Annotated in this window: 16 protein-coding genes and 1 other annotated feature (1 of these 17 cut by a window edge); of the genes, 3 read left to right on the top strand and 13 right to left on the bottom strand. The window is 55.8% G+C overall.

Annotated elements, in window-relative coordinates; all coding sequences use genetic code 11:
• Positions 1-3: 3 nt before the first annotated feature.
• Genes lspA through ribF form a run of 3 tightly spaced genes read right to left on the bottom strand, consistent with a single transcriptional unit; the run spans position 4 to position 4285 of the window.
• Positions 4-510 carry a signal peptidase II gene (lspA, locus tag GVJ63_RS07615; RefSeq protein WP_010253719.1) on the bottom strand — a complete coding sequence of 169 codons (507 nt, stop codon included), beginning with the start codon at positions 508-510 and terminating at the stop codon, positions 4-6.
• Positions 510-3326, bottom strand: coding sequence for an isoleucine--tRNA ligase (gene ileS, locus GVJ63_RS07620; RefSeq protein ID WP_010671810.1), 2817 nt, complete (start codon positions 3324-3326; stop codon positions 510-512). Before ileS ends, lspA begins: the two co-directional genes overlap by 1 nt.
• A gap of 29 nt (positions 3327-3355) precedes the next feature.
• Entirely contained in the window at positions 3356-4285 is a 930-nt protein-coding gene (gene ribF / locus GVJ63_RS07625) for a bifunctional riboflavin kinase/FAD synthetase (RefSeq protein ID WP_010671809.1), read from the bottom strand.
• A gap of 306 nt (positions 4286-4591) precedes the next feature.
• Between ribF and rpsT the strand changes: the two genes are divergently transcribed.
• Positions 4592-4855, top strand: a complete 264-nt coding sequence (gene rpsT, locus GVJ63_RS07630; protein ID WP_008925553.1) for a 30S ribosomal protein S20 — start codon at positions 4592-4594, stop codon at positions 4853-4855.
• Positions 4856-4893: 38 nt separating this feature from the next.
• Here the strand turns inward: rpsT and nhaR are convergent, their stop codons facing one another.
• The 4 genes from nhaR to dnaK form a co-directional block, all read right to left on the bottom strand.
• Positions 4894-5802, bottom strand: coding sequence for a transcriptional activator NhaR (gene nhaR / locus GVJ63_RS07635; protein ID WP_159226649.1), 909 nt, complete (start codon positions 5800-5802; stop codon positions 4894-4896).
• Positions 5803-5832: 30 nt separating this feature from the next.
• Positions 5833-7011 carry a Na+/H+ antiporter NhaA gene (nhaA, locus tag GVJ63_RS07640; RefSeq protein ID WP_010671807.1) on the bottom strand — a complete coding sequence of 393 codons (1179 nt, stop codon included), beginning with the start codon at positions 7009-7011 and terminating at the stop codon, positions 5833-5835.
• Positions 7012-7815: 804 nt separating this feature from the next.
• Positions 7816-8961: a molecular chaperone DnaJ gene (gene dnaJ, locus GVJ63_RS07645; protein WP_010253699.1), complete on the bottom strand. Its 1146-nt coding sequence runs from the start codon at positions 8959-8961 to the stop codon at positions 7816-7818.
• A 104-nt stretch (positions 8962-9065) separates the two neighbouring features.
• Entirely contained in the window at positions 9066-10976 is a 1911-nt protein-coding gene (gene dnaK, locus GVJ63_RS07650) for a molecular chaperone DnaK (RefSeq protein WP_010253698.1), read from the bottom strand.
• Positions 10977-11278: 302 nt separating this feature from the next.
• Between dnaK and satP the strand changes: the two genes are divergently transcribed.
• Entirely contained in the window at positions 11279-11848 is a 570-nt protein-coding gene (gene satP, locus GVJ63_RS07655) for an acetate uptake transporter (RefSeq protein ID WP_159226650.1), read from the top strand.
• 51 nt (positions 11849-11899) lie between these two features.
• On the opposite strand, the gene GVJ63_RS07660 is transcribed toward satP, so the two are convergent.
• From GVJ63_RS07660 to tal, 3 genes are all read right to left on the bottom strand, one after another.
• The gene (locus GVJ63_RS07660; RefSeq protein WP_010671691.1) at positions 11900-13207 is read right to left on the bottom strand and encodes an MFS transporter; all 1308 of its coding nucleotides are present in this window, start codon (positions 13205-13207) and stop codon (positions 11900-11902) included.
• Between the two features lie 106 nt (positions 13208-13313).
• Positions 13314-13901, bottom strand: a complete 588-nt coding sequence (mog, locus tag GVJ63_RS07665; RefSeq protein WP_010253692.1) for a molybdopterin adenylyltransferase — start codon at positions 13899-13901, stop codon at positions 13314-13316.
• A gap of 126 nt (positions 13902-14027) precedes the next feature.
• The gene (tal, locus tag GVJ63_RS07670; protein ID WP_010253690.1) at positions 14028-14981 is read right to left on the bottom strand and encodes a transaldolase; all 954 of its coding nucleotides are present in this window, start codon (positions 14979-14981) and stop codon (positions 14028-14030) included.
• A gap of 209 nt (positions 14982-15190) precedes the next feature.
• On the opposite strand from tal, the gene yaaA reads away from it, so the two are divergent.
• Positions 15191-15964 carry a peroxide stress protein YaaA gene (gene yaaA / locus GVJ63_RS07675; protein ID WP_010253688.1) on the top strand — a complete coding sequence of 258 codons (774 nt, stop codon included), beginning with the start codon at positions 15191-15193 and terminating at the stop codon, positions 15962-15964.
• A gap of 61 nt (positions 15965-16025) precedes the next feature.
• On the opposite strand, the gene thrC is transcribed toward yaaA, so the two are convergent.
• The 3 genes from thrC to thrA are packed head-to-tail and all read right to left on the bottom strand — an operon-like array spanning position 16026 to position 20707.
• Positions 16026-17309, bottom strand: a complete 1284-nt coding sequence (thrC, locus tag GVJ63_RS07680; RefSeq protein WP_010671693.1) for a threonine synthase — start codon at positions 17307-17309, stop codon at positions 16026-16028.
• 3 nt (positions 17310-17312) lie between these two features.
• Entirely contained in the window at positions 17313-18242 is a 930-nt protein-coding gene (gene thrB, locus GVJ63_RS07685) for a homoserine kinase (RefSeq protein ID WP_159226651.1), read from the bottom strand.
• A gap of 2 nt (positions 18243-18244) precedes the next feature.
• On the bottom strand, positions 18245-20707 hold the full coding sequence (gene thrA, locus GVJ63_RS07690) for a bifunctional aspartate kinase/homoserine dehydrogenase I (RefSeq protein WP_010671695.1): 2463 nt from the start codon (positions 20705-20707) through the stop codon (positions 18245-18247).
• A gap of 26 nt (positions 20708-20733) precedes the next feature.
• Positions 20734-20752: a sequence feature (Thr leader region), on the bottom strand; it runs 100 nt beyond the window's last position.

The following is a 20752-nucleotide window of genomic DNA, read 5'->3' on the forward strand; positions in this document are numbered from 1 at the left end:
CACTTACCCTTTCTGTTTAGCCTGTTTGCCGTTCGGGCTGAAAAAGCCCTCCAGCACCACCAATGCAGCACCGATACAGATGCCGCAGTCAGCGATATTAAATGTAGCGAAGTGCCAGTTACCGACATAGAAATCGATAAAATCGACCACAAAGCCATGGTATGAGCGATCAAACAGATTGCCTATCGCGCCGCCGATGATCAGGGCATACGCGATGTTAGCGATCTTCTGACTGGCATGATTACGATACATCATCACGACCAGTGAGATCACGATAGCCAGCGCAATACCGGCAAAGAACCAGCGCTGCCAGCCGCCTTTGTCCGCCAGGAAACTGAACGCCGCGCCGTAGTTGTGCGCGTAGAACAGGTTCAGGTAGGGCATCAGTGGCTGGGTTTCATGCAGCATCATGTTGTTCATCACCCACTGCTTGCTGGCGAAGTCGACAACAATCACCACCAGCACCAGCCACAGCCAGCGCAATCCGGTTGATAAAATAGGTTTACGCATCAGGCAAATTCACGCTGTTCGCCGTCACCGGCTACGTTAGTGTAACAACGACCACAGACCTCAGCATGCTCAGGATTCTGTCCGACGTCGGTAGTGTAATGCCAGCAGCGCTGACATTTCTCGCCTTCCGCCTTGTGCAGCGCGATTTTCAGACCTTTCAGCAGCTCACTCTGCTGCGCTTCGTCGTTCGCCAGGGCGTAATCAGCCACCTGTGCGCCAGAGGTCAGCAGCACAAAGCGCAGCTCATTACCCAGCGCCTGCAGTTTAGCCGCCAGCTCCGGATCGGCATAGAGCGTTACCGTTGCTTCCAGTGCGCCACCGATACGTTTATCCGCACGCGCCTGCTCGATCACCTTGTTCACTTCGCCACGCACTTTCAGCAGCTCAGCCCAGTAGGCGTCATTCAGCGCTTCATCTTCAGCCAGGCCAAACAGCCCCTGATACCACTCTTCGGTAAAGACATACTGGGCACGTTCGCCTGGCAGGTAGCCCCAGATCTCATCCGCCGTAAAGGACATGATCGGTGCCATCCAGCGTACCAGCGCTTCGACGATATGCCACAGCGCGGTCTGGCAGCTGCGACGCGCCAGGCCATCGCCTTTCGCGGTGTACTGACGATCCTTGATGATGTCGAGATAGAAGCTGCCCATCTCAATTGAACAGAACTGCATCAGACGCTGGATCACTTCGTGGAAATCGTAGTTCTCGTAAGAGGCAACGATATCGGCCTGTGCCGCCTGAGCGCGACCGACGGCCCAGCGATCCACCACCACCATCTCTTCCGGTTTCACCAGATCGGTAGCCGGGTTAAAGCCGCTGAGGTTAGCCAGCAGGAAACGCGCGGTGTTACGGATGCGGCGATAGGCATCGGCAGAACGTTTAAGGATCTCATCGGAGACCGCCATTTCGCCCGAGTAGTCGGTTGATGCCACCCACAGGCGCAGAATATCGGCGCCCAGTTTGTTCATCACATCCTGCGGCGCAACCGTGTTACCGATCGATTTCGACATCTTGCGGCCCTGACCATCCACGGTGAAACCGTGCGTCAGTACCTGACGATAAGGCGCTTTGCCCTTCATCGCCGTGGAGATCATCAGCGAGGACATAAACCAGCCGCGATGCTGATCGGACCCTTCCAGATAAAGGTCAGGCGCATGTCCGCCAAATTCCGGACGCGCATCAACCACGGAATAGCTGGTTGAACCGGAGTCAAACCAGACATCCAGCGTATCCGGCACTTTTACGTAATGATCGGCATCGTCGCCCATCAGCTCGCGCGGATCGAGATCCCACCAGGCCTGAATCCCCTCCTGCTCAACGCGCTGCGCCACTTTTTCCATCAGTGCCAGCGTGTCCGGGTGCAGCTCTTCGCTCTCTTTATGAACGAACAGCGCCATCGGTACGCCCCAGGTACGCTGACGAGAGATACACCAGTCGGGACGGTTCGCCACCATCGATTCGATACGCGCCTGGCCCCAGTCCGGGATCCACTGCACGCCTTTGATCTCCTTCAGCGACTGCGCACGCAATCCTTTCTGATCCATGCTGATGAACCATTGCGGCGTGGCGCGGAAGATGATCGGCGTTTTATGGCGCCAGCAGTGCGGGTAGCTGTGCAGCAGTTTCTCAACGTGCAGCAGCGCGCCCTTCTCTTTCAGCAGCTCAACGATCATGTCGTTGGCTTTAAAGACGTTGACCCCATCCAGCGTCGGATAGGTGCCTGGCAGATAGCGGCCATCCGGTCCGACCGGATTGGCGGTTTCGATGCCATATTTCTGACCGATAACATAGTCATCCGGGCCGTGGCCAGGTGCCGTGTGGACTGCACCGGTACCCGCTTCCAGGGTGACGTGATCGCCCAGTACCACCAGCGACTCAAGCGCCAGGAACGGATGCTGGAATTTCTGCAGCTCCAGCGCCGCGCCTTTGCATTCGCCCAGTACCTGCCATTCGCTGACACCGGCGCGCTTCATGACGCTCTCGACCAGATCTTTTGCCAGGATCAGCGCGCGACCGTCGATCTGCAGCAACTGATACTCAAATTCCGCGTTTAACGAGATGGCGCGGTTAGCCGGCAGCGTCCACGGTGTCGTCGTCCAGATCACCAGTGAAATCGGACCATTAACCTGTGCCACACCAAACGCCTGACGCACCGCGTCGGCATCAATGGCGTTGAACATCACATCAATCGACGGTGACGTTTTGTCGTAATACTCCACTTCCGCTTCTGCTAAGGCAGAACGGCAATCCAGACACCAGTGCACGGGCTTCGCGCCTTTGTGCAGGTGGCCGTTGCCGATGATTTTACTTAGCGCACGAATGATGTTGGCTTCGGTACCGAAATCCATGGTCAGGTAAGGGCGATCCCAGTCGCCCAGCACACCCAGACGGATAAAGTCCGCCTTCTGGCCTTCAACCTGTTCCGCGGCGTATTTGCGGCACGCTTCGCGGAATTCAGCAGCGGTGACTTTCTCGCCTGGCTTGCCGATCATCTGCTCAACTTTGTGTTCGATTGGCAGACCGTGACAGTCCCAGCCCGGCACATACGGCGAGTCATAACCCGCCATGCCTTTCGACTTAACGATAATGTCTTTCAGAATCTTGTTAACGGAGTGACCAATATGAATGCTGCCGTTCGCATACGGAGGGCCATCATGCAGGATAAAGGTTTTTTTCCCTTTTTTGGCTTCGCGGATGATGCCGTACAGATTGTCGGCATACCAGCGTTGCAACATTCCCGGTTCGCGTTTGGCCAGATCGCCACGCATCGGGAATCCCGTTTCCGGCAAATTCAGGGTAGATTTATAGTCACTCATCAGATTCTCGATTCCGTTTTTCGCTCAGGTTAAAGCAGCCCAAAGAACTGCCGGGCCGTTACCACATCGTTCGCAATTTGTTCTTTCAACGCCTCCAGTGAGGCAAAGCGCTGCTCGTTTCGTATTTTCTGTTTCAGCACCACATCAATGTGACGACCATAGAGATCCATATTGATGTCGAGCAGGTGAACTTCAAGCTGCTGGCGTAAACCTTTTACGGTCGGACGGGTGCCGATATTGGCGACACCTGGCAGTGGCTCGGGCGTCAGACCCCGTACCTCTACCGCATAAACCCCTTTCACCGGCGAGACGCTGCGGCGTAAAGGGAGGTTCGCCGTGGGGAAACCCAGCGTGCGTCCCAGTGCATCACCGTGCACAACGCGGCCGGAAATAGTGAAAGGGTGACCAAGCAGCGACTGCGCCAGCGCTAAATCATCCACGGCCAGCGCCTGACGCACGGCAGTACTGCTGATTCGCTTACCGCCATCACAGAAGGTTTCGGTGCTTACGACCTCAAAGCCGTACTCCGCACCGGCTTTCTGTAATAACAGGAAATCACCCTGGCGACCAGCGCCGAAGCGGAAATCATCGCCTACCGCAAGGTACTTTACGTCCAGCTTTTCGACTAACAGGTCACTGATAAAACGCTGGGCGGACAAGGCCGCAAAGCGACGGTCGAACCGCACGCACAACACTTTATCGACGCCGGCTTCCGCCATGTATCGCAGTTTTTCACGCAGACGCGTCAGACGAGCCGGCGCTTTGTCACCGGCAAACAGCTCCAACGGCTGTGGCTCAAAAACCATGACCACCACCGGCAGATTACGCTTACTTCCCTCTTCACACAGCCGCGACATCAGCGCCTGATGCCCACGGTGCACGCCATCGAAATTACCAATGGTCAGAACGCAGCCGCGATGCTGCTCGTTAAGATTATGAATACCGCGGATAAACTTCATGGCTGGCCCAAACCGGTGGAAATCGGCGGATTATACCCTTGAAAGCGACTCAGGTTAACCCGTCAGCACGCCTTTCATGCTTTAGGCGCTGCATTTCCTGTTGCAGAAGCGCATGTTAAGAATTTTGTCGCGAAATACTGTATTCAGCGAGGGGAAGCTGGTAGAATCCTGCGCCATCAAATACGTAACCGAGTGCCGCTCTCAGGGCGACGCTTATTTGCACAAATCCATTGACAAAATCAGGTTAGAAGGGCATAGTCCTCGGCCTTTGATTTGTCTCTATAGAACACATTTGGGAGTTGTACCTTGGCTAATATCAAATCAGCTAAGAAACGCGCCGTAACATCTGAGAAACGCCGTAAGCATAACGCTAGCCGCCGCTCTATGATGCGTACCTTCGTTAAGAAAGTATACGCGGCGATCGCTTCAGGCGACAAAGCTGCTGCGCAGAACGCATTCAATGAAATGCAACCACTCGTGGACCGTCAGGCTGCTAAAGGTCTGATCCACAAGAACAAAGCTGCACGTTATAAGTCTAACCTGACTGCACAGATCAACAAACTGGCTTAATCGCCTGTTGTTAATCGCTTTGTTAAAAAAGCCGGCGCTTACGCCGGTTTTTTTTCGTCTGTCCCCTGGCGGGGAAAGAGTTCGCTGAAGTCTGCGTGACAGAGTCGCTGCACCGCCGGATGCTGAATCATCCGCTCCGCGAAGAGTATGTGATACTCCTCTGATACCGCGTCGAGCCGCCCGACTTCATATATCCCCTCACGTTGACCCATCTCCAGCAAAGGCGCGACAAAAATCGCATTCTGTCGCGCACCAAACGCCGTCATCAGTGCCGCATCATCAAACTCACCGAGAATCTCCACCTGCACTCCCTGGGTGCTGATCCAGTTGAGGATTTTGCGCCCCAGCATGGAGCGGCGCCCCGGAATCAGCAGGGGACGCGTCTCCAGGCAGGCCGGCAAAGAGAGATCGCTGAGCGGCTGGGTTGACCAGAAGCTGATCGGGCATTCCCCCAGCTTCACCGAAAATAGCCCTTCCTGTTGGGTGGGGTCGATGGAGCAGTCAGAGATAATCATATCCAGCTTGTGCTGACTGAGCTGCTCCAGCAGCATTTCGTGGGTCGATTCAAAACAGCGCAGATGAATTTTCTCCTCTGCGACCACCGCCGTCTCCAGCACCTTGCTGACCAGCTGCTTTGAGAGCGCATCTGCCACGCCAACATCCAGTAGCAGATGAGACTCTTTGCGGTAATTCACAATATCCAGCATTTCCTGACTCAGCATAAACATGCGGTCAGCATAGCGAAAAACCAGCTGCCCCAGTTCAGTCGGTACCAGGCCCCGTCCCTGACGCCGGAAAAGCTTGCCCTGCAGGCGCTCCTCCAGTGCCTTAATCTGCCCGGTAATGGTCTGCGGCGTCAGGGAGAGTGCCTCTGCTGCCGCCGTAATTGATCCCGCACGGCAGGCGTGCCAGAAGTAGTAGAGATGATTGAAATTGAGCTGATTCATAGCAAAAAGGAGGCTTTCGCCTCCTCCCCATTAACGCAGTTTAATTCGCAGCAGCGTATAGCCGATGACGGCTGAAAGCAGAGAGCCGGTCAGTATGCCCAGTTTAGAAAAGGTCACCAGCTGTTCATGCGCGGCATCAAAGGCCAGCGAACTGATAAAAATTGACATAGTGAAGCCAATTCCGCACAGCACACCAATCGCCATAATATCGCGTATGGTTGTGCCGTTGGGTAATACTGCCAGCCGCAGTTTTACCGCCAGCCAGCAGAAGAGCGTAATGCCTAATGGCTTACCGATTAACAGGCCGAAGATGATACCTGACGGTTCAGGCGAGAGGACATCACTCAGCGTAATGCCAGCAAGTGAGATACCGGCATTAGCAAAGGCAAACAGCGGCAGAATCATCCAGTTCACCCACGGCATCAGACCATGCGCCAGATGTTCCGCTGGAGAGTGCCCCTCTTTCTTCTCCAGAGGCACGAAGAAGCCCACAATGACGCCAGCCAGGGTTGCGTGGACGCCCGACTTCAGCACGGCGGTCCAGAGTATGATACCCACCAGTATGTAGACTGAGATTCTACGGACGTTAAAGCGGTTCAGGAGTGCCAGCACGACAATTGCGCCAGCAGCCACGCACAGGGAGAGTACTGAGAGATCACTGGTATAGAACAGAGCGATAATCACAATGGCACCCAGGTCATCAATAATCGCCAGTGCCATCAAAAAGACTTTCAGCGCAACGGGAACACGGCTGCCCAGAAGGGCCAGCACACCCAGCGCAAAAGCGATATCGGTTGCGGTAGGAATGGCCCAGCCGTTACGTGCAATCTCATCACCATGGTTGAAAAGCAGGAAGATCAGGGCGGGTAACGCCATGCCGCCTATTGCCGCGATGACCGGGAAGATCGCCTTGTCACGGCTGGCAAGTTCGCCGACCATCAACTCACGCTTTACTTCCAGGCCAATAACCAGAAAGAAAAGCGCCATCAGCGCATCGTTGATCCACAACAGCAAGTTTTTGCTGATATCCAGCGCTCCGAAGCGGATTTGTACCGGTTCATTCAGCAACGCCTGGTAACCCTGGGCGGTAGCGGCCGTATTGGCGAGGATCATCGCCGCGACCGCCGCCACGATCAACATCACGCCATTGCTGGCATCACTTTCAATAAAACTTTTTAGCAGATTTTTTAATTTGCGCGGCTTGTTCAACGTTCATCTTCCTGAGCAGAGACAGAATGTTAAACAGTGTAACGATTCATATAGTTCGTTAAAAGCAGCTTATACCGCGCTATATGCTCGGTTTCGCCGAGCAGTAGCAGCAGTAAACGCCGGCTTTTTTATGAGTGCTGCGGTGAGGGAGAGATAATGCAGCCATCACAGGCAGGGGATTTAAAGTAAAAAAAAGCGGAGCCGGGCTCTAATGCTGGTCAGTTAAGATTAGATTTGTAAAGGCTGTCACGGTCAAACGTGGCAGCTTTTTTTCCGGGCGAGCGAGCCGCAGTGCGGGCCTGAGCACCTCTGCTGCTGCCGGGCCGTCCTCGCGCCGCTCACGCGGTACCTTCGGCTTTGACGTCGTGCCGACGAACCGTTCGGGGATCGGCCCTCCCTGGCCGGCCCCGAACTGTCCACGCTTCCCGGCGTGGACTTCTGGCCCGCCGTCACGCCTCAGCGCTATGGATAGCCCTTTCAGCAGCAGAGGCGCTCAGGCCTCCACTCTCGTGCCCTTTTTAACACTACACACTGAAGTTTCAGAGCAGGCTGGGGTCGGGCAGGGGCAGGTAATCCGCAGCGCTGAACAGAATGAGTCTGCCAGGAGAGCCCGCAGGACGCGGGCGAAAGGCGGGGCGGCACAGGATGTGCCATCCCCGCCGGTCCGTCAGGCAGAGGAATGAAGTGAAGGAACCGCGCAGCGGCGCGAGGACCGCCAGCCCCTGCGCGGCACCAGACTGCGTTATCACCTGTCGCTTAACTGACTGGCATCAGAGCCGGGGCTCCGCTTTTTATCAGGCAGAATTAACGAGTCAGATCATCAAAGAATTTTTTCACGCCGTCGAAAAAACTCTTGGAGCGTGGGCTGTTATGCTCGCCGCTCGGGCCGCCAAAACTCTCTTCCAGTTCACGCAACAGCGCTTTCTGTTTCTCATTCAGGCTGACCGGTGTTTCCACCACGACACGACACAGCAGATCGCCGACCGCGCCGCCACGCACAGATTTCACGCCACGTCCGCGCATGCGGAACAGCTTGCCGGTCTGAGTTTCTGACGGCACTTTCAGCTTCACGCGACCATCCAGGGTCGGTACTTCAATCTCACCGCCCAGCGCTGCCATCGCAAAGTTGATCGGCACTTCACAGTAGAGATTGTTCTCTTCACGTTCGAAGATCGGGTGTTTCTTCACCGAGACCTGAACGTAGAGATCGCCTGCTGGTGCGCCCTGCTCGCCCGCTTCGCCTTCGCCGCTGAGACGAATGCGATCGCCGGTGTCGACCCCTGCCGGGATTTTCACTGACAGCGTTTTCGACTTCTCAACGCGGCCATGACCATGACAGGCGTTGCACGGATCTTTAATCACCGAGCCGCGACCATGACAGGTCGGACAGGCCTGCTGAACGGTGAAGAAGCCCTGGCGCATCTGCACCTGGCCTGCACCGTGACAGGTTGAACAGGTTTGTGGCTGCGTTCCCGCTTTCGCGCCGCTGCCGTGGCAGACGTCACACTCTTCCAGCGTTGGAATGCGGATCTCTTTGGTCACGCCGCGTACCGCTTCTTCCAGCGACAGCTCCATGTTGTAGCGTAAATCGGCGCCACGGGATGCGCGCTGACGTCGTCCACCACCAAAGATGTCACCGAACACGTCGCCAAAGATATCGCTGAAGTCTGCGCCGCCGCCACCAAAGCCGCCGCCGCCGTATCCACCGCCACCCATACCGCCCTGTTCAAAGGCTGCATGACCATATTGATCGTAGGCCGCACGCTTCTGCGCATCGGTCAGGATTTCGTACGCTTCCTTGACCTCTTTGAATTTGGCTTCGGCTTCTTTGTCACCGGGATTACGGTCCGGGTGAAATTTCATTGCCAGGCGTTTGTAAGCCTTTTTGATTTCACGCTCGTCCGCGGATTTGGCGACGCCTAAAATCTCGTAGTAATCACTCTTCGCCATGTTTATTTAGCCCTTAACATGATCGCACGGGCGTGGAGAGATCTCCTACGCCCGTGCTGGTTTCAACGGCTGTCAGGCCAACCGTCGCGCCCGGTCAGGGGCAATTATTTCTTGTTGTCTTTCACTTCTTCGAATTCAGCATCGACAACGTCGTCATCTTTCTTCGCTGACGCGTCACCGGCATCCGCTGCACCCGCCTGAGACTGCTGTGCTGCTTCCATCAGTTTGCCGGACACTTCCATCAGCGCCTGCATTTTGGCGTCGATTTCCGCTTTGTCTTCGCCTCTCAGCGCAGTTTCCAGCGCGGCCAGAGCGGCTTCGATTGGCGCTTTGTCATCAGCTGACAGTTTGTCGCCGGCTTCTTCCAGCTGCTTACGCGTGCTGTGGGCAATCTGATCGCCCTGGTTACGCGTCTGTACCAGCTCTTCGAACTTGCGGTCAGATTCAGCGTTCGCTTCCGCATCACGCACCATTTTCTGGATCTCTTCATCGCTCAGACCTGAAGAGGCTTTGATGGTGATTTTCTGCTCTTTACCGCTGTTCTTATCTTTCGCCGACACGTGCAGGATACCATCCGCATCGATGTCGAAGGTCACTTCGATCTGCGGCAGACCGCGTGGCGCGTTCTGGATACCGTCGAGGTTGAACTGGCCCAGTGACTTGTTGTCATTGGCGCGCTTACGCTCACCCTGCAGCACGTGAATGGTCACGGCTGACTGGTTATCTTCAGCAGTCGAGAAGACCTGGCTGTGCTTGGTTGGGATGGTGGTGTTCTTGCTGATCAGCGAAGTCATCACGCCACCCATGGTTTCGATACCCAGTGACAGCGGGGTAACGTCCAGCAGCAGCACGTCTTTCACGTCGCCACCCAGTACACCACCCTGAACCGCAGCACCAACCGCGACCGCTTCGTCCGGGTTCACGTCTTTACGTGGCTCTTTACCGAAGAACTCAGTCACTTTGGCCTGAACCAGTGGCATACGAGTCTGACCACCCACCAGGATAACGTCGTTGATGTCTGAAACAGACAGTCCGGCATCCTGCAGCGCAACTTTCAGTGGCGCGATTGAGCGAGCAACCAGATCTTCAACCAGTGACTCCAGTTTAGAGCGGGTCACTTTGATGTTCAGGTGCTTAGGACCAGTCGCATCTGCCGTGATATATGGCAGGTTAACGTCGGTCTGCTGTGCAGAAGAAAGTTCGATTTTCGCTTTCTCTGCCGCTTCTTTCAGACGCTGCATCGCCAGTGGATCGTTGTGCAGATCGATGCCCTGGTCTTTCTTGAATTCAGCAACCAGATAGTTAATCAGGCGGCTATCGAAGTCTTCACCACCCAGGTGGGTATCACCGTTGGTCGCCAGAACTTCAAAGGTTTTTTCGCCGTCAACTTCGTCGATCTCAATGATTGAGATATCGAAGGTACCGCCACCCAGGTCATAAACCGCGATGGTGCGGTTACCCTGGCCTTTATCCAGACCATATGCCAGTGCAGCAGCAGTCGGTTCGTTAATGATACGTTTGACTTCCAGACCTGCGATACGGCCGGCGTCTTTGGTTGCCTGACGCTGCGCATCGTTGAAGTAAGCAGGTACGGTAATAACCGCTTCAGTCACTGGCTCACCGAGGTAATCTTCGGCGGTCTTTTTCATTTTCTTCAGCACTTCAGCAGAGATCTGCGGCGGTGCCATTCTCTGACCTTTCACTTCCAGCCATGCGTCGCCGTTGTCAGCGCCGGTGATTTTGTACGGCATGATTTTAATATCACGCTGTACTTCTTCGTCCTGGAAGCGACGACCGATCAGACGCTTAATTGCGAACAGGGTATTCTGCGGGTTGGTCACTGCCTGACGTTTAGCCGGTTGACCGACCAGAATTTCGCCATCCTGTGTATACGCAATAATTGAAGGCGTGGTGCGATCGCCCTCGGCATTTTCCAGCACGCGTGCTTTAGTGCCATCCATGATCGCAACACAAGAGTTGGTTGTACCCAGGTCAATACCAATAATCTTACCCATCTAAACATCTCCCACTTAAATTCGTTGCCAATTTGGGTTGTGAACCTTTTATGTGGGCGGGTTGTTTGCATTCAACTGCCAGCACATGCTTTTTTTCCAACGTTCACAACGCTCGATGACAAGTAAATGGGGCCGCTTCGATGCGCATCAAGGGCTAAACCAAAAAAAAATTTTTACCTTTGGCCCTGTCGGGATCAAAGAACGCTGCCACAACGCTGAATATGATGCGTCGCCTTGCTCCCCTCAGGGAGCAGGACGAAATCCGTTTATTACATCAACGATCATTTTACTGCCGAGGAACTATGGCAAATTCAACGCTGGCTAACCCTGCCCCGCTGGGATTAATGGGATTTGGCATGACGACCATTTTGCTGAACCTGCACAACACGGGCCTGTTTGCCATGGACGTGGCGATTTTAGCCATGGGCATTTTTTATGGCGGGATTGCGCAGGTGCTGGCCGGTCTGCTGGAGTTTAAAAAGAACAACACTTTCGGGCTGACCGCCTTTACCTCTTACGGCATGTTCTGGTTAAGCTTTGTGGCGATCCTGCTGTTACCTGAAATGGGTCTGGCAAAAGCGCCAGACGAACGTTTCCTGGGGGCCTGGCTGGCACTGTGGGGCATTTTCACGCTGTTTATGTTCGTCGGTACGCTGAAAGGTGCGCGGATGCTGCAGTTTGTTTTCGGCTCGCTCACGCTGCTGTTTCTGCTGCTGGCCGTGGCTCATCTTATGCACCTGCCGGCGCTGGTGGTCTCCGCGGGCTGGGTCGGGATACTCTGTGGTGCCAGCGCCTGCTATCTGGCGATGGGTGAAGTGCTGAACGAAACCTTTGGCCGCACCATTCTGCCGATTGGCGCGAAACCACTCTAAGCCTGCCTTTACGCATAAAAAAGACGCGGAGCCTGGCTCCGCGTCCCCGCATTACAAAGAGTTAATCCCCTGCTGCAGGCCAGGCTCGTGGCTGACATCACGCCGCAGCCAGATCCCCGTCAGCAATCCCACCAGCGCCAGCGCCATCACATACCAGCAGGGTGCCATCTCTGAGACGTTCATCAGCAGCGACACAAAGATCGGTGTCAGCCCGCCAAAGATCGCATAGGAGAGGTTGTAGGAAAATGAGAGTCCGGTAAAACGCACTTCTGCCGGAAAGGCGCGCACCATCACAAAGGGCACCACGCCAACGATACCGACGCTGAGACCCGCCACGCCATAAAGCAGGAAGAGCTGCTGTGGATAGAGGGCGGTCAGGTGATAAAACTGCCAGCTACAGATCGCCAGCAGCAGGCTGCCGACACACAGCGTACGACTGGCACCAAAGCGATCGGCCGCGAGTCCGGCAATAATGCAGCCAATGCAGAGCATCACGGTGGCGATGCTGTTGGCCTGCAGGGTCAGCGCAGGCGCGATGCCCTGCTGTTTTTGCAGCCAGACCGGCGACATCAGGATCACCACCACGATGCAGGCGGAGAGCAGCCAGGTCAGCAGCATAGAGATGACAATCGACTTTTTATGCTCTGCCAGCACGGTCTTCAGCGGCAGAGTTTCCGCCAGCGCTTTACGCTGCTGCATCTCGATAAACACTGGCGTCTCATGCAGCCAGCGACGCAGGTACATCGCGACCAGCCCGAACACGCCGCCGAGGAAGAACGGGATGCGCCAGCCGCCATCATGGATCGCCTGCTGCGACATTGAGGTATTGATCAGCGTGGCCACCAGCGAACCCAGTAAAATGCCGATAGTCAGCCCGGCCGTCAGCGTGCCGCAGGCGATGCCGATACGTTTATAGGGCACGTGTTCCGCGACAAACACCCAGGCGCCCGGCACTTCACCGCCAATCGCCGCGCCCTGTAACATCCGCATCAGCAGCATCAGCAGTGGCGCAGCAATGCCAATCGTCTGCCAGGTGGGTAAAGCGCCCATCATCAGGGTCGGCAGCGCCATCAGCAGAATGCTCAGGCTGAACATCTTTTTGCGCCCGAGCTTATCGCCAAAATGCGCCATCACGATGCCGCCCAGCGGACGAGCCAGATAGCCTGCGGCAAAAATGGCAAACGTCTGCAGCTGACGCAGCCATTCCGGGATATCCGAGGGGAAAAAGAGTTCGCCAATCACGGTGGCGAAGAAGACGAAGATAATGAAGTCGTAGAATTCCAGCGCGCCGCCCAGCGCGGCCAGCGCCAGGGTCTTGTAATCCTTACCGGTCAGACGCTGAGTGTGAGTCGGATTCATAATATTCCAGAGGCAAAAGAGATAAGGTTGTAAAGATCTTATTACTATACCGTCAATCTTTTGCCACACCAGCAAGGCTATAGCTTATGCCTGAAATGGGGAATATTTAGTTATTTATCTCACGTATAGCGCTTTTAGGCCGAAATGCTGCTACTACGCTGGAATGCGTTTCGACGTAAGGCCCTTCCAGCAACTGTAAACAATAAGGTACAGATGCAAAGATGCCGTGAACTTTTACGTTGCCCTGCTCATCCTTCAGCCCTTCCAGCGTCTCTTTGATCGACTTCGGCTGACCAGGCAGATTGAGGATCAGCGACTGCTTGCGGATCACCCCGACCTGACGCGACAGAATCGCGGTCGGTACGAACTGCAGGCTGATCTGGCGCATCTGCTCACCAAAACCAGGCATTTCACGATCGGCAACGGCTAAGGTGGCATCGGGCGTGACATCGCGTCGGGCCGGACCGGTGCCGCCGGTGGTTAACACCAGATGGCAAAAACGTTCATCGACCAGTTCGCAAATCGCCTGCTCAATCATCGGCTGCTCGTCGGGCACCAGTCGGGACTCAATCTCAAACGGGCTGCTGATTGCGCTGCCGAGCCAGCTCTCCAGCGCGGGAATACCCTGATCCTGATAAATGCCGTTCGCGGCGCGATCGGAGACCGAGATCAGGCCAATGCGTAATGTATTCATGATTAGCTTCGCTGTGATTTACCGCGGTGCGGTTGGAGTAAAAGGGGAATAGCCGAGAGGATAATATAAAGTGAAAGGGTCGGAAAAGGGAAAACCGTGGCAGCCTGCGCCGCCACGGTCAACAGATTACAGCAGTTCTGCCAGCATCTTCTCAAGTTTGCCCTGATCAACGGCAAAATTGCGGATACCTTCTGCCAGCTTCGCAACCGCCATCGGATCCTGGTTGTGCTGCCACAGGAACTCAGACTCGGTCATGCGCGCCGGACGCGCTTTCACTTCGCCGCTGTAGCTCAGTTTACGCTCCAGGGTGCCTTCGCTCTCCGCCAGCTCTTTCAGCAGCGCAGGAGAAATGGTCAGACGGTCACAGCCAGCCAGCTCGATAATTTCGCCGACGTTACGGAAGCTGGCGCCCATCACCACGGTTTCATAGCCGTGCTGCTTGTAGTAGTTGTAGATTTCAGAAACTGAAACCACGCCTGGATCTTCGTGCGCGGCATACTCTTTCTTGTCAGTATTGGCTTTGTACCAGTCGAGGATACGGCCAACAAACGGAGAGATCAGGAACACGCCCGCTTCAGCACAGGCACGCGCCTGAGCAAAGGAGAACAGCAGCGTCAGGTTACAGTTGATACCCTCTTTTTCCAGCTGCTCTGCAGCACGGATGCCCTGCCAGGTAGAGGCCAGTTTGATCAGGATGCGGTCGTTGCTGATACCGGCATCATTGTAGAGTTTGATCAGGCTGCGGGCTTTGGCGATGCTGCCTTCAGTGTCGTAAGAGAGACGCGCATCCACTTCCGTCGAGATGCGGCCTGGGATCAGTTTGAGGATTTCCAGACCAATGTTCACGGCCAGCTTGTCAGAAACCAGCTGCAGCTGCTCTTCTTTGTTGCTGCTCTGATCACGCGCCCAGCCGATCGCTTCATCGATCAGTTTACGGTATTCAGGAATTTGCGCGGCGTTGAGAATCAGAGAAGGGTTGGTGGTGGCGTCTTGTGGCTGATACAGCTTCATGGCTGCAATATCACCGGTGTCGGCGACGACGGTGGTGAGCTGACGCAGGGAGGTAAGTTTGTCCGTCATGTTCTTTTCTCTTAGTTAACTGTCAGTGTGAAAAAAGGCTGTTGCGATAATATCACGCGGCAACGGTGGCGCAAGGTCAGGGAATGCCGTTTACGATAGCGCGAACAAATAGGTGTGATTCGTCATTCTTTGCGGCTTTTTTGGTACACTGCGAAGCCTGATAAGCAGCCAATGCCCTGTTAAACCAGGCATTAACCGAGGAAGCAACTATGTTGATGGTGATCTCTCCCGCCAAGACGCTGGATTATGAAAGCCCGCTGGCGACAACGCGTTTCACCCAGCCTGCGCTGTTAGAAAAGTCACAACAGCTGATTGAAATTGCGCGCGAGCTGTCACCCGCCAGCATCGCCTCGTTAATGGGCATCAGCGATAAACTGGCGCACCTCAATGCCGAGCGCTTTAACAGCTGGCAGCCCGATTTTTCCCCTAAGAATGCCCGTCAGGCGATCCTGGCGTTCAAAGGTGATGTCTACACCGGTTTACAGGCAGAGACCTTCAGCGATCAGGATTTCGATTTTGCTCAGCAGCACCTGCGCATGTTATCAGGCCTGTATGGCGTACTGCGTCCACTCGATTTAATGCAGCCTTACCGTCTGGAGATGGGCATTCGCCTGGCGAATCCGGCGGGCAAAGATCTCTACACCTTCTGGGGCGATCTCATCACTGAAACGCTGAATGCCGCGCTGGCGGAACAGGGTGATGAGGTGCTGATCAACCTCGCCTCGGACGAATATTTCCGGGCGGTTAAGCCGAAGACGCTGCGGGCACAGATGATTAAGCCGGTGTTCCTCGACGAGAAGAATGGCAGTTACAAAGTGATTAGCTTCTATGCCAAAAAGGCGCGTGGATTAATGAGTCGCTATGTGATTCAGCAGCGCCTGACGAAGCCGGAACAGCTTAAGGCGTTTGATCTGGATGGCTATCGTTTTGATGCAGCCAGCAGCAGCGAGAGCGAGCTGGTCTTTAAGCGCGCAGAGCAGTAACACCCCGCGCCCTCTGCTTTCCACAAACAGGCTTCCCGCAACCGGGAAGCCTTTCACAGGTTTACTTCAGCAGAAACGCCCGCAGCGAGGCGAAATCACCCTTCATCTGATGCGACAGCAGCGGCAGGTCGGCGCGCTCCGCTAACTCCGGCGGCAGCGTCAGGGTCTGTTCAAGGATCGCTTCCACACTTTCGCGGAATTTCGCCGGATGCGCGGTTCCCAGGAACACACCATACTCCCCTTCCTGCAGCTGATCGCGCAACAGACGCCAGGCAATGGCGGCATGCGGCTCGGAAATGTAGCCCATCTCAGCCAGTTCACGCATGGCGGCGCGCGTGGTCTCATCCGAGACCGCACCACAGGCCAGATCGGTTAAGCGCCAGGTTTTACGGCGGAACAGCTCTTCCACACGCGGCCAGTTATTAGGCTGGCTGACATCCATGGCATTCGACAGCGTAGAGACCGTCTGGTTTGGCTGCCACTCGCCGTTGCCCAGAAAGCGCGGCACCGTGTCGTTGGCGTTGGTGGCGGCGATAAAACGTTTGATCGGCAGGCCCAGCGATTTCGCCAGCAGACCGGCGGTCAAATCACCAAAGTTGCCGCTCGGCACTGACACCACCAGCTGATTACGTTTTTCCTGAGGCAGCTGTGCAACCGCTTCAAAGTAGTAGCAGATCTGCGCCAGCAGGCGGCTGATGTTGATGGAGTTAGCCGAGTTCAGGCCAATCGCGCGCTTCAGCTCTTCGTCATCAAACGCCTGTTTCACCAGCGACTGGCAGGCATCAAAATCGCCGTCGATAGAGATGGTTTCGATGTTGCCGCCCAGAGTACAGAAGAGTTTCTCCTGCAGCGGACTGATTTTGCCCTGCGGATAGAGGATCACCACGCGCACGTTCTTCATGCCGTAAAAGGCGTGCGCCACGGCCGCGCCGGTATCACCGGAGGTGGCGGTCAGAATGGTGATCTGCTCATCTGAGCCTGAGACATACGACAGCATCTGCGCCATAAAACGGCCGCCGAAATCTTTAAACGCCAGCGTCGGGCCGTGGAACAGCTCCAGACAGGCGATATCTTCGCTAACGGCTTTCACCGGGGCCGGAAAAGCAAAAGCGGCTTTAACACGCTCATGCAGTTGCTGGGCCGGAATCTCGTCACCAATGAAAGCCGAGAGAATTTTGCTGCTGCGGCTGACAAAATCCATCTCCAGCATCGCGTCGATGTCGGTCAGTTCAAACTCCGGCAGTTCCAGCGGAAAGAACAGACCCTGCTGCGAACCCAGACCCTGTTTCACCGCCTGGGCGAAGCTGACCTGCTCGTTGTGATCCTTAAGATTGTAGAGTTTCATGCGTTATCCCAATTGTCGTGCGCCAGCCGTGTCGAGACGGCAGATATGGACGAAGCCTTCATCATTCTGCAGATAGTGCTGGCTCAGCCAGTCAGCCATCCGCTGTGCCGTTTCCATCTGATTGCAAACGGCGAAAAGTGTCGGACCAGAGCCTGAGATACCGCACGCCAGTGCGCCAATATCTTTCGCGGCCTGCCGCGCCTCGGTGAAGCCTGGCAGCAGCAGGGTCCGGTAAGGTTCGGCAATCACATCCTGCATAAGTTTAGCTGCCAGCTGCGGCTGACGCGTATGGCAGGCGTGAATGAAGCCAGCCAGCAAGCGGCCATGCCTGATGCAGTCCTCTTTGCGGTACTGCGCCGGTAAAATGGCGCGCGCTTCTGCGGTTGAGACTTTAATGCCCGGATAGGCCATCACCCACAGCCAGTCATCAAAGCCCGGCACCGCCTGGCTGATAATGTCATTCTCCTGCAGCATCAGCTGAATGCCGCCGAGGAAGCAGGGGGCGACATTATCATAGTGCACGCTGCCCGAGATTCGCCCTTCCAGCTCGCCCATCAGGGTCAGTAACGTGCTGTCGCTGAGAGGCTTGCCGCAAAACTCGTTCATCGCCATTAAACCGGCCACCACCGAGCAGGCGCTGGAACCCAGCCCGGAGCCGATGGGCATGTTCTTCTCCAGCGTCATCGCCACCGGGATCGCTTTGCCGATTTCCTGGCAGAAACGCTGCCAGCACTGGTAAACAATATTCTCTTTTGGATCGGCGGGCAGCTTACTGACAAAACGTCCGGCGTTGGTCAGTGAAAACTGCTCTGCCGCTTCTACGGAGACGCAGTCACCCAGCAGGGAGCCATCTACCGGCGAAACCGCCGCGCCCAGCACATCGAAGCCGACGCTGACGTTACCAATCGAGGCCGGTGCGTAAATTTTTACCATGATTAAACTCCCAACTTCCATGACAGCGTCCGCAGCAGGTCGGCAAAGACACCAGCCGCTGTGACATCATTTCCTGCACCGTATCCGCGCAGCACCAGCGGAATCGGTTGATAGTAGCGGCTGTAAAACGCCAGCGCATTCTCGCCGTTTTTCACCTTATAGAGTGGATCGTTGCCGTCAACGGCGTCGATCTTCACTTTGCAGATGCCGCCCTCTTCAATCACGCCAACATAGCGCAATACTTTGCCCTCATCCTGCGCCTGCGCAACCCGGGCGGCAAAAGCGTTATCCAGCTCAGGCAGACGCTGCATAAACTGCTCAATGTCCTGGATTTCGGTCAGGCTGGCGGGCAGCAGCGGCTCAATCTCAATGTCGCTCAGCTCCAGCTGATGACCCGCTTCACGGGCCAGGATCAGCAGCTTACGCGCCACATCGGTGCCGGAGAGGTCGTCACGCGGATCGGGCTCGGTAAAGCCCATCTCACGCGCCATCGTTGTCGCCTGCGACAGTGACATTCCGTCATCCAGCTGGCCGAAAATGTAGGACAGCGAGCCAGAGAGGATACCGGAGAAGCGCAGCAGCTCATCACCGGCGTTCATCAGGTTCTGCAGGTTTTCGATCACCGGCAGTCCGGCGCCGACGTTGGTATCATAAAGGAATTTACGCCGCGATTTGGCAGCGGCGGCGCGCATCTGCTGATAGTAATTCCAGGATGAGGTGTTGGCCTTTTTGTTTGGCGTCACCACATGGAAACCTTCGCTGAGAAAATCAGCATACTGATCGGCGACCGCCTGGCTGGAAGTACAATCCACAATCACCGGATTGAGCAGATGATACTCTTTTACCAGACGGGTCAGACGACCGAGATTGAACGGCTCTTTCGCTTCGCCTAATGCCGCCTGCCAGTTGCTTAAATCGATGCCGTGGACGTGGGTTAACAGCGCACGGGAGTTAGCGATGCCGCAGACGCGCAGGTCGATATGCTTTTTCTTCAGCCACGCCTGCTGGCGATGTAACTGATCCAGCAGCGCGCCGCCGACGCCGCCGACGCCGACCACAAACACTTCGATTACCTGATCGGTGGCGAACAGCATCTGATGCACCACGCGAACCCCGGTGATCACTTCATCATTGTTCACCACCACCGAGATTGAACGCTCGGAGGAACCCTGAGCAATCGCCACAATATTGATATTGGCGCGCGCCAGCGCCGAGAAGAATTTGGCTGAAATGCCGCGCAGCGTGCGCATGCCATCGCCCACCACTGAAATCACCGCCAGGTTTTCAATGATATCCAGCGGATCCAGCAGGCCATCTTTCAGCTCCAGGTAGAACTCCTCCTCCAGCACCTGACGCGCCCGCGCCAGCTCGCTCTGCGGCACGCAGAAACTGATGCTGTATTCGGAAGAGGATTGGGTGATCAGCACTACAGAGATGCCGGTGCGCGACATCGCCGCAAAGACTCTGGCCGCCATCCCGACCATCCCTTTCATGCCAGGACCGGAGACATTGACCATCGCCATATTATTCAGGTTGGTGATGCCTTTTACCGGGTTCTCATCCTGTTCGCCTTCTGCTCCAATCAGGGTGCCGGGTGCCTGCGGATTGGCCGTGTTTTTGATCAGGCAGGGGATCTGGAACTGGGCAATGGGCGCGATGGTGCGGGGATGCAGCACTTTGGCGCCGAAATAGGAGAGCTCCATCGCCTCCTGATAGGACATCGACTTCAGCAGGCGCGCATCCGGCACCTGACGCGGATCGCAGGTATAGACGCCATCCACATCAGTCCAGATTTCACAGCAGTCGGCGCGCAGACAGGCGGCCAGCACAGCGGCTGAATAGTCAGAACCGTTACGGCCCAGTACGACCAGCTCGCCTCGCTCGTTACCAGCCGTGAACCCCGCCATCAGGATCATGTTCTGCGGCGGAATCTGACTCGCTTCTATGCGGCGGGTTGATTCAGCGATATCGACAGTGGATTCAAGGTAGTGGCCGACCGCCAGCAATTTTTCCACCGGATCGATCACGCTGACCTCATGGCCGCGCGCCTGCAGCAGCGCTTCCATGATCGCAATCGAGAGTTTTTCACCGCGGCAGATAATCGCCGCGTTGACGCTGTCCGGGCACTGCCCCAGCAGGCTGATACCGTGCAGAACCTGCTTCAGCTGCGCAAACTCCAGGTCAACGCGGGTTTTCAGTCGATCGTACTCAAAGCCCGGCTGCGCGTCAGCCAGTCCCTGCAACAGCTCGCTGAAGATGCGTTCGGCGTCGCTGATATTCGGCAAAGCATCCTGACCACTGATGGTTTTTTCAATCATCGCCACCAGATGGTTAGTGATCTTTGCTGGCGCAGAGAGCACGGTTGCAACCTGTCCTTGTTGCGCATTACTTTCCAGAATGTCAGCGACGCGAAGAAACCGCTCCGCATTCGCTACCGAGGTCCCGCCGAATTTCAGCACTCGCATAATATAAACTCTCCTGAATTTAAGCCGAAAAAAAAGCCCGCACTG

Source organism: Pantoea sp. 18059 (assembly GCF_902706165.1).
In the GTDB taxonomy this organism is placed as follows: domain Bacteria; phylum Pseudomonadota; class Gammaproteobacteria; order Enterobacterales; family Enterobacteriaceae; genus Pantoea; species Pantoea agglomerans.